Below are 25833 nucleotides of genomic sequence, written 5' to 3'. Positions count from 1 at the left end.
AATCATGGCTTGTGCGGTTTGCTGGAAGAAGGTACTCATGGAAAATCCCCTAAATGTCTTGGTGGGAATTTAGGGGATTTTGGGGGGATTTTGCAAAGGTCTCAATTCGTCTTAAAAATATCGGAAATTTAAAAAAAAGCAGCCGAAGGCAGGAATACCTGCCTTCGGCTGCTTTTTTTGCAAAGGTCTCAAGCCGTCTGAAACGGTTTCAGACGGCCTCCTGTTGCGTGTACGGCGGTTTCAACTTCGCCGGGCTTCACTTTCAGACGGCCTCAACCCCTGTTTCTGCCTCAAAAAGACGAAGGGGCAGCCAGCAGCGGTTGCGAAACGGACGCCGTATCGGCAGAGGCCGACATTGCTCCGCTGCCGCTGCCAAATACCGACATCGCCTGTATCAGCCCGTCGGCCGCTTGGGCGTGGGCGGCGAAATCGGGATTGTCCAGCGTGCGGTCGGCAAAGGTGAGCCGTTCGATGCGGTGTACGGAGTCGGCAAAGTAATCGTGGATGCGCACCACATCGCCGTTCCGTCCGAACAGGGCAAGATGATCGCCCTCCCTGCGCCACGAAGCGTCACGGCTGTCCAAACCGGTGAAGTGCAGGCTGTCGCTGCCGCCGTCGTCGCGTATCCAGTCGGCGCCGTCTCCTGCGGCAAAACGGTAGGTGTCGTCGCCGGTGCCGCCGTAGAGCCAGTCGTTGCCTTTGCCGCCGACCAGCAGGTCGTTGCCGGAATAGGCATACAGGTGGTCGTTGCCCTCTTCGCCGTGCAGCACGTCGTTGCCGGTGCTGCCGTGCAGGCTTTGGCTGCCGCTGTAGCGTTCGTCGTAGCCGTCGGCTGCGGCGGAAACCAGGCGGGAAACGTATTGGCCGGCATCGGCATAGCGCAGGAAGTCTTCAGCTCTCAGCGTGCGGTCGGCAAAGCGGAATTGTTCGATACGGTGTTCACTACCGGCAAAGAAGTTGTGGACGCGCACAACGTCGCCTTCGTGGTAGCCGTATACCGCCAGATGGTCTTCTTCGCGGCGGAAGCGTGCCTGATCGCTGCGGATGCCTGCCAGTACGATGCTGTCGCTGCCGCCCTCGTCCTGTATCCAGTCGGCGCCGTCGCCTGCGGCAAAACGGTAGGTGTCGTCGCCGGTGCCGCCGTAGAGCCAGTCGTTGCCTGCGCCGCCCTCAAGGGTATCGTTGCCGCTTAAGGCATGGATGTGGTCGCGGCGCCCGCCGCCGTTCAGCGTGTCGTCGCCGCTGCTGCCGTAAACCGGCTGTACGGTATCGTTTTCATCGGTGTCATGCTCTTGCGGCGGCTGCGGTTTTTCAGGCTGCGTCTCTTCGGCGGCTTTGATGCGTACCGACCAGTTTTGCGAAGCGGCGAGCCCTTTGCGGTCGGTGGCGGTAAGGAGCATATCCAAGCCCGTATCGGGGGCGTAGCCGCTGACGGTGCGGGTGGCGGCGTTGAAATAGACGCCGTGGATGCCCGGCGGCAGTGCGCTGCCGTCGGCCAGGGTGACGCTGTAGCGCAAGAAATCACCGTACACGCTATCGGGATCGGCAAACAGGGTATCAGGCAGCCTGAAGCTGAAATAACCTGCTTTGTCGAGCGTCAGGTCTTCGGCCGCTTCGCGCACTTCGGGGGCGCGGTTGGGTTTGGGCAAATCAAACCCCAAAGCGCCTTCGCGGTGGTTGCGGATGCGGATGCTGCCGGACGTGCCGTCGATGGCAAACAGCAGGTCGCCGCCGTCGCGGCTCAAGGTCCAGCCTCGGGATGTGGCGTGCCAGCTTGTACCTCCCTCGTCGGCTTCCCAGTCTGCTTCGGCAATGTTGCGGCCGTCGAGCATGATGTTGCCCAGTCCGTCGCTGTCTTCCAGTATGTCGTTGTCGCCGTTGCGCAGGTCGCTGCTGTGGAACCAGTAGTTGTCGCGGCCTTCGCCGCCATACAGAATATCGTTGCCTGCGCCGCCGGTCAGGCTGTCGTTGCCCAAACCGCCGTAAAGGGTGTCGTTGCCCGCGCCGCCGTCAAGGTAATCGTGGCCGCTGACCGTCTGGTCGCGGTTGTCGTCGCCCCACAGGATGTCGTCGCCTTCCCCGCCAAACAGAAAGTCACCGCCGTCTTGGCCGATAATCAGATCGCGGCCGCTGCCGCCGTAAAGATAGTCGGCCGCGCCGTCCTGCGCGACACGGTGCTCTTCTTTAACCGGAGCAACCGCTGCCTGCAGGCCGTAATCGCCTTTTTCCCAATCCACCGATACCGACCATTTGTCGGTATCGGAATGTATGGCCGTTGCCACATTGAGCGTTTCGCTTTTCCAACCGTCCTGATCGGTATAGGTATGCGTTCTGCCGATCAACGGTTTGTGTACCGAAGGCGGTATGATGCCGCCGATTCCACCTATCCCGCCGATTCCGACCACTCCGCCGTAAAACGGCTCGCCGATGGTGGCCTCAACATAAATCGGACGGGATTTGGCTCCGCCGCGCATAAAGGCATCGCCCAAGATCACATCGTCGCCGGCTCCGCCGTATATGGTGTCCGAACCTTCCGCGCCGCTGAGGAAATCGTTGTTTGTACTGCCGTAGATTTTATCGTCACCAAGTCCGCCTGTTGCCCAATCACCGCGTTCGCCGCTGCCTGCCGCAAGCAGGTGCTCCCCTTCGTTGCCGGTATGGATAATGTCGTCTCCCGCCATGCCGCTGATGATATCGCGGCCGTTGCCGCCGACTATCAGATCGGCATCCTTGGCCATTTCTTCGACACTGCGTATTCCCGCATAGGAACTGCCGTTTAACACGTCGTTGCCGTCACCGCCATAGATTTTGTCGGCCATCATGCTGCCGTACACCCTGTCGTTGCCCGCGCCGGTTTGAATCAGCGAAGCATCTGCTGTGCCGGCGAAAACAATATCGTCTTTCAAGCCGCCACTGACGGCGAAACTTTTACGGGCATTGAGGTAGAAGGCGTTATAGAGATTGGCGGAATAGGGGGCGTTTTCCCATGCGCCGGTATCGGCGGTTTGCGGCGTTTGCGCCTCTGCCAGGGTAATGCCGAGGGCGGAGAGGCCGTCTGAAGTGTTTTTGGCGGTGTCGAAAAAACCGCGCAGAAGAACGCTGTCTCCTGCGCGGGTGATGATGAGATCCTGTCCCGACTTTTTGGCTGTCATTCTGCCGTCGCGCATGCCGTTTTCGCCGACGCTGTACCAGATGTCTTGGGTGCCGTCCGAATCGCGGACAAAATTTGCAGCGGTTGCTTCGCTGTGCAGCAATCCGCCGCTGAAGACGATTTTGCCGATGCCGTCGCTGTCGCGGACGGTGTCGTTGCCGTCGATGTAGTAGGTGTCGAAGCCTGCGCCGCCTTCCATGTAATCTGCGCCGCCTTTGCCGTCAAGCACATCGTTCTTCACACCGCCGTAAAGGCTGTCGCCAATGCTGCTGCCGGTCAGTGTGTTTTGCCGGGCTTCGCTGCCGAACAGGATATGGCCGGTCTGCGTAGAGGCAGGGTTGAAACCGTCAAGATCAAGCGTGATATTGCGGTTGAGATCCTGATAAATAAAATCATCACGGAACGACCACGAGCTGACTTGGCTGCCGTACGGTTTGTTTTCTTGCGCGTAATAACTGTTCCAATGCAGCATTTGTGCACGGTCGCGTATGTATTCGGCACTCATACCGTTGGGATTGGCGGCGGAATAAAGATCCAATGCGCCGTTTTGATTGTGGCTGCCGTAATCGAAACCGACGATTGCAAACGGATTCAGTTCGCGCAGGGCATAGCGGTAGGCCAAACCTTCGGGCGTGTCTGCGGCGGCCTTGGCGGCCAGATCGGGCACGTCGGACAAACGGGATACGGAGAAGCCGTCTCCAAGCTTGGAAATCTGCAGCTTTAACTTCGCCATCCGCCCGTAAAGCGTATTGCGGTCGCCTTTTGCGATTTCGACAGCTTTACTGCCGTTGACCAGCTTGTCCAGCATATGAACGGTTGCTTCCAAAGTGTTCTCTTCGTCGTTCTCCGCCGATTGGAACAGCGGATTGACGAAATCCAAAGCGTCGGCAAGGCTTTTTTCTTGGAGGGATTTGTCCAATGCGAAGAACAGCGAGGCGGCCATCATGGAGTCGCTCATCTGCGGCATCCTGTGCCCCCAAGCCTGAGCTATTATTGCATTGTCTTCAATAAAGAGTTCGGTTGTTTTGCCCGGCTGTTGCAAACCGATTTTCCAGTTTTGGGCGATGAAATTCATGCTTTTGTCGCCGATGATGTTGGTGATTTTTGCAGGATCGAATTTGTCCGCACCGCCGAGAAGAGAAAACACAGTTTGGATGTTTTTTTGATTGTCAGTTAGCCCGACATAACCCGCCAAATTTGTTCCTGAACCAAAACCCGCCCCATTGGCCATATAGGCATGCTTGGTCGCATCGGGAAACAGGCGGGAGAATGCGGCCGACAGATGACCGCCTAGGCTGTGGCCGGTTACGGTTACCTTTTGTTCCGCCACTTCTTTCAGCCCTCTGCCTTTGAAAGTTTTTTCAGAAAAGACGATTTGCTTCACTGTTCCGGAATCAAGAAAATAGCCTTTCCCATCCAGTCGGTTGTCTAAAAGATATTGGGAGAAACTCTTAATTTTTCCGTTAAGGAAATTTGATGGGTCATTGTATACGGCAGTCAGCAGGTAGTCTGTTTTGATTTCTGCCGGTCTAAACTCATCCTGAACAATGCTCTGCCAGAAGTTGTACATATCGACGATTTGATGATGGGCAAGTCCGTCGTTGGCGATGTCGCCTGCATCTGCAATAGCAAGGTCATATGTCCCCTTGGAACCTTTTATAGCAAAAACATATTCTTTTGTAGTCTTGTCTTGGAACAGGGTTGCCGAAAATCCAAAATCGGATTTGGAATACGGCGATCTGTGCTTGCCGGATGATTTTCGTCCGTGCAATGGTCAATAACGTTGTATCTGTCAGCAATATATTTGGCTATTCCGCTTTTTGTCTTGCCGTTATCATCTCCTTCATTTTTAATTGCATTTTCTATATCTCTTGTTAAAGGATTCAATCTAAAAAAGTCAGTATAACTGGCTTCTGTCAATACCATATAGTTTTCAATGTTTTTCATTGTTAAGCTCCTATTTAAAATTAATTTGTCTGATCTTTATACAAATGTAATAAATCACCTTCATCCATCTTGCTTTCGCAATTCGGAATACTGTCTATCCAAAATTTCAATTCCTCCAACGATTCCCATCCGGAACCTGTTCCGGTATGGGTATGTATTGCTTTAAAAAGTACCTCCTTTCGTTTGACATCATATATTAAATCTTCCCAAACCATTGTATATCCTTTCCTTATCGTTCGTTCATAACTGGTTAGCCTATTATCAATCTGCGAGTCAATTTTATACTCCTCCCCCTCAAACACAAGCGTCTTCGGCCCGTTCTGTTCCGTAGGATCGACCAACCAAGACTTAAACTCCGCCATCTGCTTCCATTCTTCTTCCGACACCGTTTTTTTCCACTCTTCCGGCGGCACGTAAATCTTATAGCCCGCCAGGCCGCACACCGATGCCGCATAAGCTTTGGTCTGCCAGTATTCCACCACCCAATGGGTAATCCAACCACCCATCAGCAGCATAAAACCGGTAAACATACCGAACAGTCTGCCCCATTTCTTCTTAGTAAGCCGTCTGCCCAGCTTATAGCCCAGCACCATCGCCAGCAGCGTCAGCAGCAGCCATATACATAATCCGAACAGTATTGCCAATCCCAGCATTGCACTTCCTCCTTGTTTGAAATACGGTTTCGCAGCTTACGCCGCCGCAAAACCAATTGCAAGCAATTCCCAAAAACCTTTCAGGCTGCCTGACTGTTTCCAATCAGGCAGCCTGAAAAATCTGCTGCGGTTTCTGCCGGTCTAAACTCATCCTGAACAATGCTCTGCCGGAAATTGTACATATTGACGATTTGATGGTGTGCCAAACCGTCAAGGGCGATATCCCCTCCGTCCACGGCAACCAAATCATATAAGCTGAGCGTGCCTTTGATGGCAAAGATATACTCTTTTGTGTCTTTGTCCTGAAACAAGGTCGCAGAGAATCCGGTCTCGCCGCTTCCCACCATTTCGATCATATCGGACACAGCCCAAGAACTGTTGTCCGCATCCTTATAGTGGGCAATTACATTGTATTTGTCGGAGACATATGCGGCCAGTCCGGATTTGGATTCGTCTTTTTCATTTTCTTTACCTTCTTTTTTCATAATCAATTCTTTAATTTTTTCACTATTACTTTCAGAGTCCAGTTTGGAAAAGTCTGAGTAACTTACTTCTGCTAATAGTACGTAATTTTCAATATTTGTCATTTTTTAAAGTCCTTTAATTTGGTTAAATATAAATCTAATAACTTGCCAACATCCATTTTACTATCACAGTCAGGAATATCATTTAGCCAAAACTTAAAGTCAGTTAATGATGCTAATCCCGAACTGCCTACTCCAGTTGATGTATCTGTAGTTTTAAAAAGCACCTCCTTTCTTTTGACGTCATACATTAGAATTTCATATATCATTGAATATTTTTCCCTTGAGATTCGTGTATACCCAGTAAGCCTTTGATTATTTTGTAAGCTAATTTTATACTCCTCCCCCTCAAACACAAGCGTCTTCGGCCCGTTTCTTTGCGACGGACGCACAAGCCAAGACTTAAACTCCGCCATCTGCTTCCATTCTTCGTCCGACACCGTTTTCTTCCATTCTTCCGGCGGCACGTAAATCTTATAGCCCGCCAGGCCGCATACCGATGCCGCATAGGCCTTGGCCTCTCGGTACTCCATCACCCAATGGGTAACTTGGCCGCCCATCAGCAGCATAAAGCCGGCAAACATGCCCAGCAGCCCCGCCCATGTTCTGCCCGTCAGCCATTTGCCCGCTTTGTAGCCGAACACCATCGCCAGCAGCGTCAGCAGCAGCCATAAGCCCAATATAAAAAGTACCAGCAATCCCAGCATTGCTTTTCTCCTTGTTTGATATGCGGTTTCGCAGCTTACGCTGTCGCAAACCCAATTGCAAGCAATTCCCAAAACCTTTCAGGCTGCCTGACTGTATCCAATCAGGCAGCCTGAAAAGTCTGCTGCGGTTTGTGCCGGTCTAACTCATCCTGCACAATGCTCTGCCGGAAATTGTACATATCGACGATTTGATGATGGGCAAGCCCGTCGTTGGAGATGTCGCCTGCATCTGCAATAGCAAGGTCATATGTCCCCTTGGAACCTTTTATAGCAAAAACATATTCTTTTGTAGTCTTGTCTTGGAACAGGGTTGCCGAAAATCCAAAATCGGATTTGGAATACGGCGATCTGTGCTTGCCGGATGATTTTCGTCCGTGCAATGGTCAATAACGTTGTATCTGTCAGCAATATATTTGGCTATTCCGCTTTTTGTCTTGCCGTTATCATCTCCTTCATTTTTAATTGCATTTTCTATATCTCTTGTTAAAGGATTCAATCTAAAAAAGTCAGTATAACTGGCTTCTGTCAATACCATATAGTTTTCAATGTTTTTCATTGTTAAGCTCCTATTTAAAATTAATTTGTCTGATCTTTATACAAATGTAATAAATCACCTTCATCCATCTTGCTTTCGCAATTCGGAATACTGTCTATCCGAGACCTTTGCAAAAAAGCCCTTCCTTCGACAGCCGGAACCTAAACAAAGATTTTCGGCTGTTTTCGCCCCAAATCACTCCTAATTCTACCCAAATACCCCCTTAATCCTCCCCGGATATCCCTTCCAGCAAAGGCGACAGATGGTTGCACTCATGGGCATTGGCGGGGGTGATGTGCAGTTTCTCGATATAGCCTTCCTCATCAGTGCGGGTATGTTGTTTGTAACCGAGTCTGTATAAACCGTTTTTCTTTGTCCAACGGGCATCTTTATCTTTACTCGGTGTGGTTTGACCGCTGACTTGTCCTTCTTCATCAACTTCTATGGCTTGACGCTGTTTGCTGCCGGCGGTCTGAATAATGGTGGCGTCAATGACGGCGGCGGATGCTTTCTCTACTTTTAGGCCTTTTTCGGTCAGTTGGCGGTTAATCAGTTCCAGCAATTCGGACAGGGTCTTGTCTTGCGCCAGCCAGTTGCGGTAGCGGCATAAGGTGCTGTAATCGGGGATGCTCAGTTCGTCGAAACGGCAAAACAGGTTGAAGTCGATGCGGGTGATGAGGCTGTGTTCGAGTTCGGGATCGGAGAGGCTGTGCTATTGTCCGAGCAGGACGGCTTTGAACATGGATAGCAGTGGATAGGCGGGACGGCCGCGGTGGTCTCGAAGGTAACGGGTTCTTTGACGATTCAGGTACTGTTCGATCGGCTGCCAATCAATCACTTGATCCAACTTCAATAGTGGGAAGCGGTCGATGTGTTTGGCAATCATGGCTTGTGCGGTTTGCCGGAAGAAGGTGCTCATGAGAAATCCCCTAAATGTCTTGGTGGGAATTTAGGGGATTTTGGGGGGATTTTGCAAAGGTCTCAGGCCGTCTGAAAAGCGGCTTCGGCGCAGTTGAAACGGCGCAAACCGTTTTGACGCCGAAAGGCCGTCTGAACACTCCGTTGCGGAATGTTCAGACGGCCTTTCCGTGTCCACCCTTATTTGCCCTGCCGTTTTTTCACGCTGACTTGGCGGGTTTTCTTTTTGCCGCCGCTGTTGCGCTCTTTTTCAGCTTTGCGGTTTTCGCGTTTGGCGATGCGGTTGCTCAAAGTGACGCGGCGCAGGGGTTTGGATTTGGTCTGCTCGGCGGTTTCTTCGTAGGGGTTTTCGCCGACGTTGTACTGGATGCGCAGCGGCGTGCCTTGCAGGTTGAAGGCTTTGCGGAAGGTCTGCGTCAGGTAGCGGGTGTAGGAATCGGAGATGTGTTGTAGGGCGTTGCCGTGAATGACGATAACGGGCGGGTTCATGCCGCCCTGGTGGGCGTAGCGCATTTTCGGGCGCACGAGTCCGGCGCGGGCGGGCGCTTGGCGCTCGACGGCGCTTTGCAGCACGCGGGTGATTTTCGGCGTCGGCATTTTGATCATCGCCGCGTCGTAGGCCGCCTGAATGCTGGCAAACAGGCCGTCTATGCCTTTTTCTTTCAGGGCGGAGATGTAGTGGAAGCGGGCGAAATCGAGGAAGTAGAGTTTGCGGGCGATGTCGCGCTTGACCTGTTCGCGCCGCTCTTCGCTGATGCCGTCCCATTTGTTGACGGCCACGACCAGCGCCCTGCCCGCTTCGAGGGCGAAGCCGGCGATGGTGGCGTCTTGGTCGGCAATGTCCTGCTGCGCATCGAGCACCAAAACGGCGACGTTGGCGGCTTCGACGGCCTGCATGGCTTTGATAACGGAGAATTTTTCCACCGCTTCGTCCACTTTGCCGCGGCGGCGCACGCCTGCGGTGTCGATGATGGTGAAGGGTTTGCCTTCGCGCTCGAAGTCGATGTGGATGCTGTCGCGCGTCGTGCCCGCCATGTCGAAGGCAATCACGCGCTCTTCGCCGAGGATGGCGTTGACGAGGGTGGATTTGCCGACGTTGGGACGGCCGATAACGGCGAAAACGGGGTGTCTGGCAGCCTGCTCTTCTGCTTCGGCATCGGGGAAGTTTTCCAGTACGTCTTCGATAAGGTGGTAGACGCCGTCGCCGTGCGCGCCGGAAATGACGTGCGGCTCGCCTAGGGCGAGTTCGTAAAATTCGGCCGCCAGCACGTCGTGCCGCCCGCCCTCGCCTTTGTTTACCGCCAGATAGACGGGGCGCGGGCTTTGGCGCAGGCGGTCGGCGATAATTTTGTCCTGCGGCGTGAGGCCGGTGCGGGCGTCGACGAGGAAGACGACGGCGTCGGCTTCGTCGACGGCCTGCAAGGTCTGTTTGGCCATTTCATGCAGGATGCCGCTGTCGACGACGGGCTCGAAGCCGCCGGTGTCGATAACCAGATAGGGCTTGCTGCCGAGGCGGCCGTGGCCGTAGTGGCGGTCGCGGGTGAGGCCGGGCAGATCGTGCACGAGTGCGTCTTTGCTGCGGGTGAGGCGGTTAAAGAGGGTGGATTTGCCGACGTTCGGCCTGCCCACGAGGGCGATGGTTGGTTTCATGTTACGGTTTCCGTGTTGAGGCCGTCTGAAAAGGCGATGCGCCCGTTTTTTCAGACGGCCTGAGCGGCTGAGGCCGTCTGAAAATTCCTTTTCGGTTTCAGACGGCCTGATGTTATTTGGATTCGCCAGCTTTCATCTCGAGGGTTTCGCGGCCGGGTGCGTCTTTCGGGGTTTTGTCCAAGGCCAGGCGGTAGGCTTCGGCGGCTTCTTTGCTTTTGCCCTGTGCGTAGAGCACGTCGCCCTGCGTTTCCAGAAGCACGCCGGCAAAGGCGGCATCAACAGGCGTTTTCAGAGTAGCGAGGGCGGCGTCGTATTTTTTCTGCTGCGCCTGTACGGATGAGAGCCGCTGCACGGCCAGCGCGCGGACGAAGGCGTCCTGCTGGTTTTGCAGCACCCAGCCGAGCTGTTTTTCCGCTTCGGCATAACGGCCTTTGTCGAAATCGTCGGCGGCAGCCATCATGGCGGCTTGGGCGGCGGCGATGCTGTCGGGATGGTTTTGCTGCAAATTAAGCAGTTCGGCGCGGACGGCTTTTTCGTCGCTGCCGCCCTGCGCTTTTTCGACAAGGGCGGCCAGCGCGGCGGCGGCTTCGCCGTTTTTCTCCTGGCGGTAGTGGGCGTACATCACCGAGCCGAAATAGGCGGCGGCGGCCAGCACCAGCGCGGCGAAGACCCAGCGCCCCCATTTATTCCAGAGATATTTGAAGTTTTCGAGTTCCTGCTGTTCGTCTAAATGTGAAGCCATTTATTCGCTCTTCCATTGTTTCAGTTGTTCGGCCAGTGCGGCGGCAGGCACGGTCTGCTGGCCGCGGCCGCCCTGCATGTCTTTGAGGGTTGCCTCTCCCTGCGCCGCTTCGCTTTCACCGACGATAACGGCAAAACGCGCGCCGCTGGCGTCGGCTTTTTTCATTTGGTTTTTCAGGCTTTGCGCGCCGCAGTGCTGCAATACGGAAAATCCGGCAGCACGCAGCTGCGCGGCATAGCGCATGGCTGCCGCCAGCCCTTCGGGCTGCTGCATCATGTATACATCGGGCGCAGACTCGGTTTTCAGACGGCCGTATTCGTTTACCAGCAGCAGCAGGCGCTCGATGCCCATGGCAAAGCCGATGGCGGGGGCGTCTTTGCCGCCGAGTTCGCCGATCAGGCCGTTGTAGCGGCCGCCGCCGCAGACGGTGGCCTGTGCGCCGAGTTTGTCGGTCGTCCACTCGAAGACGGTGAGGTTGTAGTAGTCGAGGCCGCGCACGAGGCGGGGGTTTTCGACATAGGCGATGCCCAACGCGTCGAGTAGGTTTTTGAAGCCTGTGTAGTGCGCCATCGATTCTTCGCCGAGATAATCGAGCAGGCGCGGGGCGGCGTTGCAGATTTCCTGCAAATCGGGATTTTTGCTGTCGAGCACGCGCAGGGGGTTGGTGTACATGCGGCGGCGGCTGTCTTCGTCCAACTTGTCTTCATGGCTTTGCAGGTAGGCGACAAGGGCGCTGCGGTGGGCGGCGCGCTCTTCTTTGTTGCCCAAATTGTTGATTTCCAAGGCCAGGTGCTCGGAAATGCCCAGCTCACGCCACAGGTCGGCGCACATGGCGATCATTTCGGCATCGACGTCTGGGCCGTCGTAGCCGAGTGCTTCGACGCCGACTTGGTGGAACTGGCGGTAGCGGCCTTTCTGCGGCCGTTCGCGGCGGAACATCGGCCCCATGTACCAGAGTTTCTGCGGGCTGTTGTACAGAAGGTTGTGTTCGACGATGGCGCGCAGGCAGGAGGCCGTTCCCTCGGGGCGCAGGCTGAGGCTGATGGTGTCGTTGGAATCGGCGAAGGTGTACATTTCTTTGCCGACGACGTCGGTTTCTTCGCCGATGGAGCGGACAAACAGGCCGGTCTGCTCGACGATGGGCGTGCGGATTTGGCTGTAACCGAAGCGCCGCGTCCAACGGGAAACGGTATCTTCAAATGCCTGCCAGAAGGCCGAGGTAAGCCGGAAGTCTTTTTGTTCGACCGGCAACAAATCGTTCATGCCTTTTACGGCTTGGATTTTTTGTCCCATGCTTTCACTTTCTGTCGGATGTTTTTGTGCCCGGCGCAGCGGGCGGAACGGGTAGCTCGAACGGCAACAGGAGGAGGGGTGGATGCGGTTTCTATGTTTTCAGACGGCCTGCCGATAGGAGAGGCCGTCTGAAAACGGGAAACGGACTGCCCGAAAGATACTTTCGCACGGCCGTCAGACCCGCGGGGCAAACTGGCGCAGCATGCTGTCGGCCAGCTGCACGAACTGCTGGTATTTTTCCGAACGCTCGATTTTGCCTTTGTCGAGGCCGATATTGGCCAGCATGCCCGCCTTGTTGCCGTATACCACGGTGTTTTCGATTTCAAAGCCGCCGCTCTGTATCGGCGTGATAAAGGCCTGCAGCATTTCTCCTGCGGGGATATTCTGCAAAATCAGGCTTTTTTTCATGTTCGGCGGCAGGTCGGCGCCGACCAACTGGAAAGGGTTGTGCACCGCGTCGGTAATGCCCAGATAGCTGTAAATATATATCTGGTGGGCGATTTTTGGATTGTTTTGCAGATAAAGGCGTAAGAGTAATTCCCGTAAGTCTTGGCTCATTTTTATATTCTTCATGTGTTTTTAAATGTGCCCGAATGCGGCGGGCACTTACCGTGTTTTCCCTTTTTTAACCCGATGCACGCGCTTAGGCCGTCTGAATCGGGATAATCCGGCTGCGGTCACGCTTTTTGCCGTGTTCGCCGTAATTCGTTTCGACATAGTCGCGCACGATGGCGAGAAATTCGGCAGCCATATTGTCGCCTTTGAGTGTTACCTTGCGTTCGCCGTCGACATAGACGGGGGCGATCGGCGTTTCGCCCGTACCGGGAAGGCTGATGCCGATGTCGGCCAGCTTGCTTTCGCCCGGGCCGTTGACAACGCAGCCCATGACTGCGACGTTGAGGTTTTCCACGCCGGGGTATTGCAGACGCCACACTATCATCTGTTCGCGCAAATATTGCTGGATGTCGCGCGCCAGCTCCTGAAAAACGGTGCTGGTGGTGCGTCCGCAGCCGGGACAGGCGGTAACCATAGGTGTGAAAGAGCGCAGCCCCATGGTTTGCAGGATTTCCTGCGCTACGACCACCTCCTGCGTGCGCGAAGAACCGGGCTCGGGCGTAAGCGAAATGCGGATGGTGTCGCCTATGCCTTCCTGCAACAATACGGACAGGGCAGCCGTGGAGGCGACGATACCTTTGCTGCCCATGCCCGCTTCAGTCAGCCCCAAATGCAGCGGATAACGGCAGCGGCCGCCCAAATCGCGGTAGACCTGTATCAAGTCCTGTACCGACGATACTTTGCAGGACAGGATGATTTTGTTGTCCGGCAAACCCAAATCGACGGCTTTTTGCGCCGATTCCAAAGCGGAAACGATTAAAGCCTCCTTCATCACGGCTTCGGGAGACTTCGGCGAGGCGGAAGCCAGGTTGGCATCCATCATGCGCTTTGCCAAGCTTTGGTCGAGCGACCCCCAGTTGACACCGATGCGCACGGCTTTTCCGTGTTCGGCGGCGGTTTGGATCATAAAGGCGAATTTTTCGTCGCCTTTCGCGCCTTTGCCGACATTGCCGGGGTTGATGCGGTATTTCGAGAGCGCTTTGGCGCAGTCGGGAAATTCGGCAAGCAGCCGCTCGCCGTTGAAATGGAAATCGCCAATCAGAGGAGTGTTGCAGCCCATATCGTCCAAACGGCTGCGGATTTCCGCCACTTTGGCAGCGGAATCGGGATTGTTGACCGTTATCCGCACCATCTCGGAACCCGCTTCGCTCAACTCTTTGACTTGCAAAGCCGTCGCTTCGGCATCTGCGGTGTCGGTGTTGGTCATAGACTGGACAACGACAGGGGAATCCGAGCCCACGGAAATATGGTCGATCTGCACCTGATGGGTCGGTCGGCGTGGAATGGCTGTATTCATGGATTTATTTGCCCGCTGCGAAGGCCGCGGTTTTTTTGTCGATCATGTGGTCCGCCACTGCAATGTTTTGCGAACCGTAAGAAACAGCAGCACCTTTGGCATATCCGATCCACACGTCATACGGTGCGGCACCGGAAAAACGGTGTTCGCTGTTGGCAGGAACAACGCGGTTGACCAGCTCTTTGCCGGTTTTGTCCTTGATAACCAGCATGGAGCGGTAGCGTACTTTCACCACCAGCTCGGCATCTGCCGGTTCGGCCGTCTGAACGCCGGAAGCGGCAGCCGATGCGCTGTTTTGCATGGGCAGTACGGAAATGTTTTCCGCATTGACATTGGGTGCGGCAACCTGGCCCAAGCCGACATCGGCTTCGCTGGTGGCCGTCTGCTTGGTATTTTCCTCACGGGATTTTCCCTGCCAGACATAAACGCCGAAGCCGATGGCGGCGATTGCCAGCACGCCGAATATCCACGTCGGAAACGGTCTGCCGATTTTCTGGTTTTGGAAATTCAACGAAGAAGACTGTCTGCCCTGCTCGACAATATGGCTGCGTACGCCTGTTCCGGGCAGGATTTTATCGAGATAGGAAGAAACCAGCTGTTCGTCCAAATCCAAAAAACGGCCATAGGTGCGCAAGAAGCCTCTGACAAAAACCGTTTCGCGCATATGTTCGTAATTGCCCGACTCAAAGGCCTCGATTTGTTTGGCCGACAGTTTCAGCCGTTCTGCGACCTCCCCCAGCGACAGTTCCCTGCTTTCGCGCCTCTCGCGCAGTAACTTGCCAAACTCTTCGGCAGGGGTTTGCGACACTTGGCTTTCTGCGTTCTGACTCATGTTCAGCGTCCTGTTGCGATGGTTTGCAGTTCATCCGAATAAGGATAATTGGCACGAAGCTGCGCTTCGTATTCGTAAGCAGCCTGCGAATTGCCTGTAGCTCTCGCAATCTGCCAGCCCAACAGCAAATCCTCCGCTCCCAAGACATCTACCCGGCTCTGATACTGGCGGAAAAGCTGGTCGGCTTCTTTGATTTGCCCTGCCAGCATTTTGGTTTTGGCCAACTCCCTGCGCAGCGGCATGAAATCGGGAGCAGAAGCGATACCGCGCTCCAAATAAGCCTGCGATAGCGAATACTGCCCCATTTTCGCGCTGCAAATGCCCTTGTTCATATAAGCAACATAGGGCGCGGGATAAGTAGGATCGGACAGCGCCCTGTCAAAATAAGGCATGGCCGCATTGGGATTGTTCATCGAACTGCACAGAAACCAGCCGTAGTTATTGTTGATTTCCGCTCCGTTCGGCTGCAATTGCAGCGCTTCGCGGAAACTGGCTTCCGCCTTGTCGAACACTTTCAAAAACTGATAAATCTGCGCGCGCATCAGCCAGGCGATTTCGTTTTTTCTGTCGGCCTGCAACGCTTCTTCGATAGTCGTTACCGCCAGGCGGTAATCCTTGGCACGCATATATTCCAGAGCCAACTGCGTCTTAATGCGCGACACCTCTTCGGTGCGCTCCTGCTTGCTCGGCTGTTTGACCGAAGTTCCGCCGCAGGCGCTCAACGCGCAAGCGAGCAATACCGCTTTCCACAACTGTTTCATGCTAAAACCTTACTGTTGAACCAATAACTGCTGCCATTTCTGCTGGCGGCGGGTCTTGTCCTTCACCTGTCCGGCAAGCTGTCCGCAGGCGGCATCGATATCGTCGCCGCGCGTTTTGCGCACCGTAACGACAAAACCGGCCTGCTGCAGAATATCCCTGAATACACGGATATTTTCCGCAGACGAACGATCGTAACCGGAGTTCGGGAAGGGATTAAACGGTATCAGATTGAATTTGCAGGGAACGTCTTCCACCAGTTTCAACAACTCGCGTGCGTGCTCCGCTTTATCGTTGATACCGTCAAGCATCACGTATTCGAAAGTAACAAAATCACGCGGCGCCTTAACCAAATAACGCCTGCATGCACCCATCAATTCCTTCAAGGGATATTTTTTGTTTAAAGGCACGATTTGGTCGCGCACCGCATCATTTGATGCGTGCAGAGAAACTGCCAAAGCCACGGGCATATCTTCTTTCAGCCTATCCATCTGCGGCACCATACCCGAAGTGGATACGGTTACCCGGCGGCGGCTAAGACCGTAGCCGTGATTGTCAAGCATTACGGACAAGGAGCGGACAACATTTTCATAATTTGCCAGCGGCTCGCCCATACCCATCATCACAACATTGGATATAACCCGCTCGTCTTTCGGAGTCGCACCCAACGCTTTGTTCGCCCACCACAACTGGCCGATGATTTCGGCAGTAGTGAGATTGCGGTTGAAGCCCTGACGGCCGGTCGAACAGAAAGTGCACTCCAACGCACAACCCACCTGTGAAGAAATACAGAGCGTGCCGCGATCGGATTCGGGAATGAAAACAGTCTCGACGCCGTTGCCCGTACCGACATCCAGCAGCCATTTGCGCGTACCGTCTTTCGACTCCTGAGACGTCATCAGCGCCGGAACGCCGATTTGCGCCTTTTCTTCCAACTTGGCACGCAGGGACTTCGCCAAATCGGTCATCTCGGCAAAATTTGCAGCGCCGCTCCAATGCATCCAGCGCATAACCTGGCGGGCGCGGAACGGCTTTTCGCCCATTTCCGCAAACCATGCCGTCAGGCTGTTTAAGTCGTAATCTAACAGATTGTTTTTCATAAATTTGGAATTGGTTTGTTCAAACCGTTAAAGTAAAGCATCTCTTTGATGATGAATGATGCTTTTCAGACGGCCTTACGTTAACGGTTTTGCTGCCGCATTCGGGAAAGCGGCAGCAAATGAAGATTCCGAATCAGCGCGGGCAGATTTCGTTTTCGCCAAAGAAATAAGCCACTTCGATAGCGGCGTTTTCTTCGCTGTCCGAACCGTGCACGGCGTTTTCGCTAACGGAATCGGCAAAGTCGGCACGAATCGTGCCGACTGCGGCTTCTTTCGGATTGGTTGCCCCCATCAGTTCGCGGTTTTTCGCTACGGCATTTTCGCCTTCGAGCACTTGAATCATGACCGGGCCGCTAATCATAAACGCTACCAGTTCGCCGAAAAACGGCCGATCTTTATGAACGGCATAAAAACCTTCGGCCTCTTCTTTACTCAAATGCTTCATTTTGGCGGCAACAATTTTCAAGCCGCTGTCTTCGAAGCGGCTGTAGATTTTACCAATCAAGTTTTTACCGACGGCATCTGGCTTGACGATGGAAAGTGTTCGCTGAACAGACATTGAATTCTCCTTATATAAAAAAACAGGCGGCAAATTGCCGCCGAATTGTAGCAAGTTTTTCTTTATTCCGCTTAGTTTTTAACTCTTTGAAAGCACCCTCTGCGGCTGCTCGGACGAAGAGAGCACCAAATGCGGCAGATTGAGATATTCCTGCGACTGCATTTCGGTGAGACGGCTGGCCGTCCGGACAAACTCGTTGGCAAAATCGCCTTCTACGTAAATCTCGTCAACGGGAACTTCGCAGGTGGCGCAGAATTTGACGCGGTAGTCGTACATCACGTCTATCAGCCAAGTCAGCCGCCGCGCCTCCGCCCTTTCCGTTTCGTGCAGCTTTTCGATTCCCGACACAAAAATCATCTCATAGCGTTCGGAAAGATAAAGATAATCTGCCTGCGAACGCGGGCCGAAGCACAAAACACGGAAATCAAACCAAACTGCTTTGGCTGTATGCCCTTTGCAGGGCAGCATACGGCCGTGGATTTCGATTTCAGACGGCCTCACGCTCTGTCCTTCGCTTATCTGGGCAAACAGTTGCGCCAACCTGCTTTCGTTTTCCGTATTAGCGGGAATGTAAAACACTTCTGCCGCCGTCAGAGTTCTGTGCCGGTAATCCTCACCACCATCCACATTTAAAATGGTCAGTTTGTCTTCAATCAGGGCGATGGTCGGCAGAAAGCTGCTGCGGTTTTGTCCCTGTGGGTAGAGCTCGGATGGTGCATAGTTGGAAGTCGCCACCAGCACCACGCCTTCGTTAAACAGATTTTCCAACAGTCTGCCCAAAATCATCGCGTCGGCAATATCGCTGACATGGAACTCGTCAAAGCACAACACCCGCGTTTCTTTGGCGATTTCGGCAGCCACGGTTTTCAACGGATCGGCTTCGCTTTTCAGGGCGCGCAGCCTTTGGTGGATTTCCGCCATAAAAGCATGAAAATGCACGCGGCGTTTACGTCGGTAGGGCAGGCAGCCGAAGAAGGCATCCATCAGAAAACTTTTTCCCCTGCCCACGCCGCCGTAGAAATACAGACCTTTAGGCAGTTGCGGCGAACGCAGGCTGCGTCCTAAAAAACGGTTGCGCTTGCGCTTGAACATCATCAGCTCCGTCCACAAGCGGTCGAGATGTTCGATGGCGCGCGCCTGCGCGGCGTCGCGGATAAACGCGGGCTGCTGCGAAGCCGCCTGATACCAGGTCAGCGGGCTGTGGTTTTGATAGGGAGGAGGGATAAAGCGGGACGTAGTTTTTTCGGACATGGTTTTTCAGACGGCGTCTTATTTTTGTCAGTACGCATTATAGTGTATTTCAGCATGATGTTAAGCGGTGCGGCTTCTCCGACAACGGCCGTACCACGGCGGCGGAATGAAAAAAAGAGTGCCGCACAGTGCGGCACCCTTGTTTTTCCGGACGGACGGTTTATTCGGCAGTCATCGACCGATCGACACGTTCGCGCAATTCCTTACCCGGCTTGAAATGGGGGACGTGTTTTTCAGGCACGTCCACTTTCGCTCCGGTTTTCGGATTACGCCCCTGGCGGGCGGGTCTGTGGTTCAAATCAAAACTGCCAAATCCGCGGATTTCGATCCTCTGGCCGCGAGCCAGCGAACGGGTCATGGTATCGACCAAAACCTTCACGCTGTACTCGACGTCTTTCGCCATCAGGTGCGTACCGTTCTTCTGGGCAAAAACCTCAGCCAAACGAACCATCAGCTCTGATTTGGTCATAACGATCGTCCCGGATTATTCGTTGTCGCCGGACAATTTGGCTTTCAGCAGATCGCCCAGGCTGGTGGTACCGGCATTGGCGGAGGATGCTGCATTGACCGAATTGAGGGCGTCGCGGCTTTCTTTGGCGTCTTTGGCTTTGACCGACAGCTTGATGCTGCGGTTTTTGCGGTCGACAGTCACGATAACCGCTTCCACTTCTTCGCCTTCTTTCAGCTTGGTGGTCAGATCTTCCACACGGTCAGCGGCAAATTCGGAGGCAGGCAGGTAGCCTTCCACTTCGTCACCCAAAACGACAACCGCGCCTTTGGCTTCGACGGATTTCACAGTACCTTTAACCAGCGAGCCTTTGTCGTTGACGCTGATGTAGTTGCCGAAAGGATCGCCTTCGAGCTGTTTGATGCCCAAGGAAATGCGTTCTTTTTCCACATCGATGCCCAATACGACGGCTTCCACTTCTTCGCCTTTTTTGTACTTACGGACAGCTTCTTCGCCGGACTCGGTCCAAGACAAATCGGACAGGTGAACCAAACCGTCGATGTTACCGGGCAGGCCGACAAACACGCCGAAGTCGGTAATGGATTTGACGGCGCCTTTGATTTTATCGCCTTTATTGTAGTTGGCGGCGAAATCTTCCCAAGGATTGGGCTGGCACTGTTTCATGCCCAGGCTGATGCGGCGGCGGTCTTCGTCGATTTCCAGAATCATCACTTCGACTTCGTCGCCCAGCTGTACGACTTTGCTCGGATGTACGTTTTTGTTGGTCCAATCCATTTCGGAAACGTGTACCAAACCTTCGATGCCCTGTTCGATTTCAACGAACGCGCCGTAGTCGGTAAGGTTGGACACTTTGCCGAACAGGCGGGTGCCGGCCGGGTAACGGCGGGCGAGGCCGCTCCAGGGATCTTCGCCCAGCTGCTTGACGCCGAGGGAAACGCGCTGTTTGTCCTGGTCGAATTTCAGCACTTTGGCTTCGACTTCCTGGCCGACTTCCAACACTTCGCTCGGGTGTTTCACGCGGCGCCATGCCAGATCGGTGATGTGCAGCAGGCCGTCGATACCGCCCAGATCCACGAATGCGCCGTAGTCGGTGATGTTTTTGACGATGCCTTTGACAACAGTGCCCTCTTGCAGGTTTTCCAGCAGGGCTTTGCGCTCTTCGCCCAAAGTGGCTTCAAGTACGGCGCGGCGGGAAACCACGACGTTGTTGCGTTTTTTATCCAGTTTGATGACTTTGAATTCGATTTCTTTGCCTTCAAAGTGGGAAGTGTCTTTGATGGGGCGCACGTCCAAGAGCGAGCCGGGCAGGAAGGCGCGGATGCTGTTGATCATGACGGTGAGGCCGCCCTTGACTTTGCCGTTGATCAGGCCGGAGAGGATGTCGCCGTTTTCCATTGCTTCTTCCAAAGCAATCCAGTCGGCGGCGCGTTTGGCTTTTTCGCGCGACAGTTTGGTTTCGCCGAAGCCGTTTTCCACCGATTCGATGGTGACGGTAACGAAGTCGCCTACTTTGACTTCCACTTCGCCTTGCGGGTTTTTGAATTCGTTGATGTCGATGAGCGACTCGGATTTCAGGCCGGCGTTGACGATGACGAATTTGTCTTCAATCGCCACCACTTCGGCGGTAATCACCTCACCCGCGTTCATTTCCTGAACGGCGGAGTACTCTTCCAACAACTGGGCAAAATTTTCCATATTTGCTAAATCTTTCTTTGCGCTGCCGGAGGGCGCGGGGTTTTGAGTTGTAAAACGGCAGACCCTTCCGGCCGGGCTGCCGCTGCCACATGTTTTCAGACGGCCTTCCGTATCAAAAAGGCCGTCTGAAAAACGAAAGCGCGGATTATATACTAGATTTGTTTTTGCTCATACCAATCAACTACTTTTTTTACCGCCTCTTCGATGCCCATGGCCGAAGTGTCCAACAGCAGCGCGTCGGGCAGGCGCACCAGCGGCGCGGCGGCGCGGCAGCGGTCGGCTTCGTCGCGCGCTTCGATGTCGGAGAGAATGCGCTCAAACACCGCGCCTTCGCACGCAATGCCGAGCTGTTTGGCGCGGCGCTCTGCCCGCACCTGCGCCGACGCGGTCAAAAACACCTTCAACGCAGCATCGGGAAACACCACCGAACCCATATCGCGCCCGTCGGCCACCAGCCCGGATGCCGTCTGAAAGTCGCGCTGGCGCTGCAACAGGGCGGCGCGCACCGCGGGAAGCTGCGCCACCGCCGACGCGCCCATGCCGATTTCCTCACTGCGGATGGCGTTGCCGACGTCCTCGCCGTCGAGCAGCACTCGTTGTCCGTCAAACTGCGCGGGCAGCGCGGCGGCCAGTGCGGCTACGGCGGCTTCGTTCGTCCAACCCACATTCCGCTGCCGCGCATAGAGAGCGGTCAGGCGGTACAGCGCGCCCGAGTCGAGATAATTCCAACCCAGAGCCGCCGCCACCCGCGAGGCCACCGTACCTTTGCCCGACGCGCTCGGGCCGTCGATGGCGATTACCTTTGTTGTCATTTTCATTCCTCAAATTAACGCTTTTCGGCATAATAGCAAGCCTTGTTAACAGATTCCAGCGCCGCCATGACCACCGAATCCCTCCGCCTCGAAGCACGCCGTCTGAAACCCTCCACCGTCGCCCTGCCCGGCTCGAAAAGCATCAGCAACCGCACCCTGCTTCTGACCGCCCTGTCCGACGGCGTCTGCACCATCCGCTCGCTGCTCGCATCCGACGACACCGACCGCATGCTCGACGCTCTCGCCGCCTTGGGTGTGCGCATCGAACATCTTTCAGACGGCCTCGTACGCGTACACGGCTGCGGCGGACGCTTTCCCGCCGCCGAAGCCGACTTGTTCCTCGGCAACGCCGGAACCGCCTTCCGCCCGCTGACCGCCGCCCTCGCCGTACTCGGCGGCAACTACCGCCTGCACGGCATCCCGCGCATGCACGAACGCCCCATCGGCGACCTCGTCGACGCCCTGCGCCTCATCGGCGCCGACATCCGCTATCTCGGCAACGACGGCTACCCGCCCCTCTCTGTCGGCCGCCGCAGCGACAACGGCGTGCGCAGCGTACCGATTAAAGGCAACGTATCCAGCCAGTTTCTCACCGCCCTTTTGATGGCACTGCCGCTCACCGGCGAAGCCTGCGAAATCCGCGTCGAAGGCGAACTGATTTCCAAACCCTACATCGACATCACCCTCAACCTGATGCAACGCTTCGGCGTCGCCGTCGAAAACCGCGCCTACCGCAGCTTCCTCGTCCCCGCCGCAGGCTACCGCGCCCCCGAACGCATCACCGTCGAAGGCGACGCATCGAGCGCCTCCTACTTCCTTGCCGCCGGACTGCTCGGCGGCACGCCCGTACGCGTCACCGGCTTGGGCAAAAACGCCGTCCAAGGAGACGCCGCCTTCGCCGCCGAACTGGAAAAAACCGGCGCGATCGTCACTTGGGGCGACGACTTTATCGAAGTGTCCCGCGCCCCCGGCCAAAGCGTGCGCGCCTTCGATTTGGACGCCAACCACATCCCCGACGCCGCCATGACCCTCGCCATCGTCGCCATCGCCGCCGACGGCCCGTGCGCCATCCGCAACATCGCCTCGTGGCGCGTCAAAGAAACCGACCGCATCGCTGCCATGGCCGCCGAGCTGCGCAAAGTCGGCGCAACCGTGGAAGAAGGCGCGGACTTTATCCGCATCACCCCGCCCGCCGCCCCCACACCAAACGCCGTCATCGACACCTACGACGACCACCGCATGGCCATGTGCTTCTCCCTCGTTTCCCTGCTCGGCGTACCCGTCACCATCAACGACCCCGCCTGCGTGCGCAAAACCTTCCCCGACTACTTCGCCGTGTTCGAGTCTCTAAAAGCATAAAACGGGAAAGGCCGTCTGAAAATGCCCTTTTCCGTTTTCAGAAACGCCATTCCCGCACAGGCGGCAGCGGCCTCAGATACCGCCCGCGACGCATACCGTTTGAGGCCGTCTGAAAAACCAAAACCCGTTTAAACTTCGCCGAAGCCCCGTTTTCAGACGGCCTCTGCCCGCCTTTTCAGACGGCCTGCCCTTTCTATATAATGCGCCACCGGTTTGTTGACAATCCGGGCAGCGGCAATGTTTGCCCGAGGCCGTCTGAAAACCCCAAACGGAGAAAAAAGGAGAAACCCCATGCACTACGAATTTGCCACCGCCGACCTGATCGACATCGCGCCCGACACGCCCTCCTGCGAAATCCAGTTCCGCAGCTTCGGCCGCCGCGCACGCTTCTGCGGCCGCATCCGCACCGTCAGATGCTTCCGCGACAACGGCCTGGTCAAACAGATTCTGAACACCCATTCCGACGGCGAAGTGCTGGTTGTCGACGGCGGCGGCTCTTTTGCCAGCGCGCTGATCGGCGATTTAATCGCCTCGGCGGGCGCGGCCAACGGCTGGGCGGGCGCGGTGGTGTACGGCGTCGTGCGCGACAGCGAAGCGCTCAACGAACTCGATTTCGGCATCAAGGCGCTGGGCACGAACCCGCGCAAAAGCGCGAAAGAAGGCGCGGGCGAAACGGATGGCGTGCTGACTTTCGGCGGCGTCGATTTCGTGCCCGGCCATTATCTGTACAGCGACGCCGACGGCATCCTCACCGCCGCCGAACCCTTTACTTTGGATTAAAAAACAGAACGGACACATCATGCAGATTACTTCGCAATGGCTCGACGGCCTGTGCTTTGTCGCTTCCACCGAAGCGGGGCACAGCGTCGTGATGGAAGGCTCGGCGGCCGAAGGTGCGGCGCGGCGCGGGCCGACGCCGATGGAAATGCTGCTCTTGGGCATGGCCGGCTGTGCCAGTGCCGACGTAGTGCTCATTGCGCAGAAACAGCGCCAGCACATCACCGGCTGCCGCGCCGAAATCAGCGCCAAACGCGCCGACGAAGCCCCGCGCGTGTTCACTGAAATCGACATCCGTTTCACCGTATCCGGCCGCAACCTGAAAGAAGCCGCCATCGCCAAAGCGGTGGAACTGTCGGCGGAAAAATACTGCTCGGCCTCCATCATGCTGGGCAAAACCGCCGCCATCAGCCACAGCTTCGAAATCGAAGAAACACCCGACACCGTTTAAACCGCAGGCCGTCTGAAAAAGGACAACACGCTTTTCAGACGGCCTCTCCATTGACGGCCGCACCGCGCGTCCGCCGTTTTTCTCCCCGAAATACCGAAAGGAAACATACAAATGGCCAATATCCTCGTCATTCCCGTCTGCCCCCATGCCGACGCCGCCCAAGCCGCAGCCAACATTGCCGCGCAACTGCCCGGCGCCGCCGTGTTCAACGTCACCGAAAACGCCGAAGAAGCCGTGCGCCTCGCCTCGGCAGGCAAAGCCGACGACTGGTTCGACCTCCTGATCGGCCGCGCCGCCGCCCTGAACGCGCAAAACCTTGTTATCCAAGGCATCGCCCCCAACGACGCCCACCTTTTTTTAAGCCGTCTGAACAACGACTTGGCCGGAGCCTTTAACGCCCGTGTCGTCTTCGCCGTCAGCAGCGGCCACGCCACCGCCGAGCGGCTGAACATGGCCAAAGCCTCCTTCGCCGGACGCGCCGTCGAATTCGGCGGCGTGATCGGCGCGCCCGCCGCCGTGGCCGAAGCCGCCGGCCTCGCCTTCCTCGGCAGCATCGAAAAACCCGAAAACACCGCCGCACTGGCCGCGCCGCAAGCCGTGCGCCTGTCGCCCGCCCAATTCCGCTTCAACATGATGGAAGCCGCCCGCAAGGCCGACAAACGCATCGTCCTGCCCGAAGGCGCAGAGCCGCGCACTGTCGAAGCCGCCGTTATCTGCCACGAAAAAGGCATCGCCCGCTGCGTGCTGCTGGCCAAACGCGCCGAAGTCGAAGCCGTCGCCCAAGCGCGCGGCCTGACCCTGCCCGCCTCGCTGGAAATCATCGACCCCGACACGCTGATCGAACAATACGTCGCCCCCATGTGCGAGCTGCGCAAATCCAAAGGCCTCACGCCCGAAGACGCGCGCAAACAGCTTCAAGACACCGTCGTCCTCGGCACGATGATGATGGCGCAAAACGACGTCGACGGCCTCGTCTCCGGCGCCGTGCACACCACCGCCAACACCATCCGCCCCGCCTTGCAGCTCATCAAAACCGCCCCCGGCGCCAGCATCGTGTCCAGTGTGTTCTTCATGCTGCTGCCCGGCCAGGTGCTGGTATACGGCGACTGCGCGGTCAACCCCAACCCCACGCCTGAACAGCTGGCCGAAATCGCCATCCAGTCGGCCGCTTCCGCCCAAGCCTTCGGCATCGAGCCGCGCGTGGCGATGATTTCCTACTCCACCGGCACATCCGGCGCCGGCCCCGACGTCGACGCCGTCGCCCAAGCCGTTGCCATCGCCAAGGAAAAAGCCCCCAACCTCGCCATCGACGGTCCGCTGCAATACGACGCCGCCTCCGTTGCCGACGTGGCCAAATCCAAAGCGCCGAACAGCCCCGTCGCCGGCAAAGCCACCGTATTCGTCTTCCCCGACCTGAACACCGGCAACTGCACCTACAAAGCCGTCCAGCGCAACGCCAACGTATTGAGCGTCGGCCCCATGCTGCAAGGCCTGCGCAAACCGGTAAACGACCTCTCGCGCGGCGCGCTGGTCGAAGACATCGTCTACACCATCGCGCTGACCGCCATCCAGGCAACGCAAACCGCATAAGCGGATTTCCGTTCCGACAAAAAGGCCGTCTGAAAAAACCTGCGAAGCAGGTTTTTTCAGACGGCCTCAACTTTCAGACGGCCTCAACTTTCAGACGGCCTCAACTTTCAGACGGCCTCAACTTTCAGACGGCCTCAACTTTCAGAC

The 25833-nt window shown here is 56.1% G+C and carries 24 protein-coding genes and 1 pseudogene; 4 read left to right on the top strand and 21 right to left on the bottom strand.

Annotated elements, in window-relative coordinates:
• Positions 1-290: 290 nt before the first annotated feature.
• The 21 genes and pseudogenes from ACLD9W_RS08340 to cmk all read right to left on the bottom strand — a co-directional run bounded on the left by ACLD9W_RS08340 (position 291) and on the right by cmk (position 21515).
• Positions 291-4535: a calcium-binding protein gene (locus ACLD9W_RS08340; protein WP_410841597.1), complete on the bottom strand. Its 4245-nt coding sequence runs from the start codon at positions 4533-4535 to the stop codon at positions 291-293.
• 272 nt (positions 4536-4807) lie between these two features.
• Entirely contained in the window at positions 4808-5098 is a 291-nt protein-coding gene (locus tag ACLD9W_RS08335; protein WP_410841593.1) for a hypothetical protein, read from the bottom strand.
• Between the two features lie 20 nt (positions 5099-5118).
• Positions 5119-5751: a transglycosylase-associated protein gene (locus ACLD9W_RS08330; RefSeq protein ID WP_410841596.1), complete on the bottom strand. Its 633-nt coding sequence runs from the start codon at positions 5749-5751 to the stop codon at positions 5119-5121.
• 80 nt (positions 5752-5831) lie between these two features.
• Positions 5832-6338, bottom strand: coding sequence for a hypothetical protein (locus tag ACLD9W_RS08325; protein WP_410841595.1), 507 nt, complete (start codon positions 6336-6338; stop codon positions 5832-5834).
• On the bottom strand, positions 6335-6982 hold the full coding sequence (locus tag ACLD9W_RS08320) for a hypothetical protein (protein WP_410841594.1): 648 nt from the start codon (positions 6980-6982) through the stop codon (positions 6335-6337). Before ACLD9W_RS08320 ends, ACLD9W_RS08325 begins: the two co-directional genes overlap by 4 nt.
• 265 nt (positions 6983-7247) lie before the next feature.
• Positions 7248-7538: a hypothetical protein gene (locus tag ACLD9W_RS08315; protein ID WP_410841593.1), complete on the bottom strand. Its 291-nt coding sequence runs from the start codon at positions 7536-7538 to the stop codon at positions 7248-7250.
• A gap of 217 nt (positions 7539-7755) precedes the next feature.
• Positions 7756-8436: pseudogene (locus ACLD9W_RS08310) on the bottom strand (IS5 family transposase); the annotation flags it as partial.
• A 179-nt stretch (positions 8437-8615) separates the two neighbouring features.
• On the bottom strand, positions 8616-10085 hold the full coding sequence (der, locus tag ACLD9W_RS08305) for a ribosome biogenesis GTPase Der (protein WP_410841592.1): 1470 nt from the start codon (positions 10083-10085) through the stop codon (positions 8616-8618).
• Positions 10086-10197: 112 nt separating this feature from the next.
• Positions 10198-10827: a YfgM family protein gene (locus ACLD9W_RS08300; RefSeq protein WP_410841591.1), complete on the bottom strand. Its 630-nt coding sequence runs from the start codon at positions 10825-10827 to the stop codon at positions 10198-10200.
• Entirely contained in the window at positions 10828-12120 is a 1293-nt protein-coding gene (gene hisS, locus ACLD9W_RS08295; RefSeq protein ID WP_410841590.1) for a histidine--tRNA ligase, read from the bottom strand.
• Entirely contained in the window at positions 12096-12311 is a 216-nt protein-coding gene (locus ACLD9W_RS08290; protein ID WP_410841589.1) for a hypothetical protein, read from the bottom strand. The genes hisS and ACLD9W_RS08290 overlap by 25 nt, the downstream gene beginning before the upstream one ends.
• The gene (locus tag ACLD9W_RS08285; RefSeq protein WP_410841588.1) at positions 12295-12678 is read right to left on the bottom strand and encodes a hypothetical protein; all 384 of its coding nucleotides are present in this window, start codon (positions 12676-12678) and stop codon (positions 12295-12297) included. The genes ACLD9W_RS08290 and ACLD9W_RS08285 overlap by 17 nt, the downstream gene beginning before the upstream one ends.
• An 85-nt stretch (positions 12679-12763) precedes the next feature.
• Entirely contained in the window at positions 12764-14032 is a 1269-nt protein-coding gene (gene ispG, locus ACLD9W_RS08280) for a flavodoxin-dependent (E)-4-hydroxy-3-methylbut-2-enyl-diphosphate synthase (RefSeq protein WP_410841587.1), read from the bottom strand.
• A gap of 4 nt (positions 14033-14036) precedes the next feature.
• Entirely contained in the window at positions 14037-14864 is an 828-nt protein-coding gene (locus tag ACLD9W_RS08275) for a helix-turn-helix domain-containing protein (RefSeq protein ID WP_410841586.1), read from the bottom strand.
• A gap of 2 nt (positions 14865-14866) precedes the next feature.
• Positions 14867-15625 carry a type IV pilus biogenesis/stability protein PilW gene (gene pilW, locus ACLD9W_RS08270; protein ID WP_410841585.1) on the bottom strand — a complete coding sequence of 253 codons (759 nt, stop codon included), beginning with the start codon at positions 15623-15625 and terminating at the stop codon, positions 14867-14869.
• Between the two features lie 9 nt (positions 15626-15634).
• On the bottom strand, positions 15635-16723 hold the full coding sequence (gene rlmN, locus ACLD9W_RS08265) for a 23S rRNA (adenine(2503)-C(2))-methyltransferase RlmN (protein ID WP_410841584.1): 1089 nt from the start codon (positions 16721-16723) through the stop codon (positions 15635-15637).
• Positions 16724-16856: 133 nt separating this feature from the next.
• Entirely contained in the window at positions 16857-17282 is a 426-nt protein-coding gene (gene ndk / locus ACLD9W_RS08260) for a nucleoside-diphosphate kinase (protein WP_410841583.1), read from the bottom strand.
• A gap of 78 nt (positions 17283-17360) precedes the next feature.
• Positions 17361-18533 carry a cell division protein ZapE gene (gene zapE / locus ACLD9W_RS08255; protein ID WP_410841582.1) on the bottom strand — a complete coding sequence of 391 codons (1173 nt, stop codon included), beginning with the start codon at positions 18531-18533 and terminating at the stop codon, positions 17361-17363.
• A 160-nt stretch (positions 18534-18693) separates the two neighbouring features.
• Positions 18694-19002 (bottom strand): integration host factor subunit beta, encoded by a 309-nt coding sequence (locus ACLD9W_RS08250; RefSeq protein ID WP_009427264.1) that lies wholly within the window; start codon positions 19000-19002, stop codon positions 18694-18696.
• A 15-nt stretch (positions 19003-19017) separates the two neighbouring features.
• A complete protein-coding gene (rpsA, locus tag ACLD9W_RS08245) occupies positions 19018-20697 on the bottom strand; it encodes a 30S ribosomal protein S1 (RefSeq protein WP_410841581.1) in 1680 nt (559 codons plus the stop codon).
• Positions 20698-20849: 152 nt separating this feature from the next.
• Positions 20850-21515, bottom strand: coding sequence for a (d)CMP kinase (gene cmk, locus ACLD9W_RS08240; RefSeq protein ID WP_410841580.1), 666 nt, complete (start codon positions 21513-21515; stop codon positions 20850-20852).
• Between the two features lie 60 nt (positions 21516-21575).
• On the opposite strand from cmk, the gene aroA reads away from it, so the two are divergent.
• From aroA to pta, 4 genes are all read left to right on the top strand, one after another.
• Positions 21576-22868 carry a 3-phosphoshikimate 1-carboxyvinyltransferase gene (aroA, locus tag ACLD9W_RS08235; RefSeq protein WP_410841579.1) on the top strand — a complete coding sequence of 431 codons (1293 nt, stop codon included), beginning with the start codon at positions 21576-21578 and terminating at the stop codon, positions 22866-22868.
• Positions 22869-23159: 291 nt separating this feature from the next.
• Positions 23160-23648: a ribonuclease E activity regulator RraA gene (rraA, locus tag ACLD9W_RS08230; protein WP_410841578.1), complete on the top strand. Its 489-nt coding sequence runs from the start codon at positions 23160-23162 to the stop codon at positions 23646-23648.
• A 19-nt stretch (positions 23649-23667) separates the two neighbouring features.
• The gene (locus tag ACLD9W_RS08225) at positions 23668-24096 is read left to right on the top strand and encodes an OsmC family protein (protein ID WP_410841577.1); all 429 of its coding nucleotides are present in this window, start codon (positions 23668-23670) and stop codon (positions 24094-24096) included.
• A 111-nt stretch (positions 24097-24207) separates the two neighbouring features.
• A complete protein-coding gene (pta, locus tag ACLD9W_RS08220) occupies positions 24208-25686 on the top strand; it encodes a phosphate acetyltransferase (RefSeq protein WP_410841576.1) in 1479 nt (492 codons plus the stop codon).
• Positions 25687-25833: the final 147 nt, after the last annotated feature.

It is taken from the genome of Neisseria sp. WLZKY-1 (assembly GCF_046546535.1).
Taxonomy (GTDB): Bacteria; Pseudomonadota; Gammaproteobacteria; order Burkholderiales; family Neisseriaceae; genus Neisseria.
Note: the sequence above shows the minus strand (reverse complement) of the source record. Positions and strands in the feature narration are given on the sequence as shown.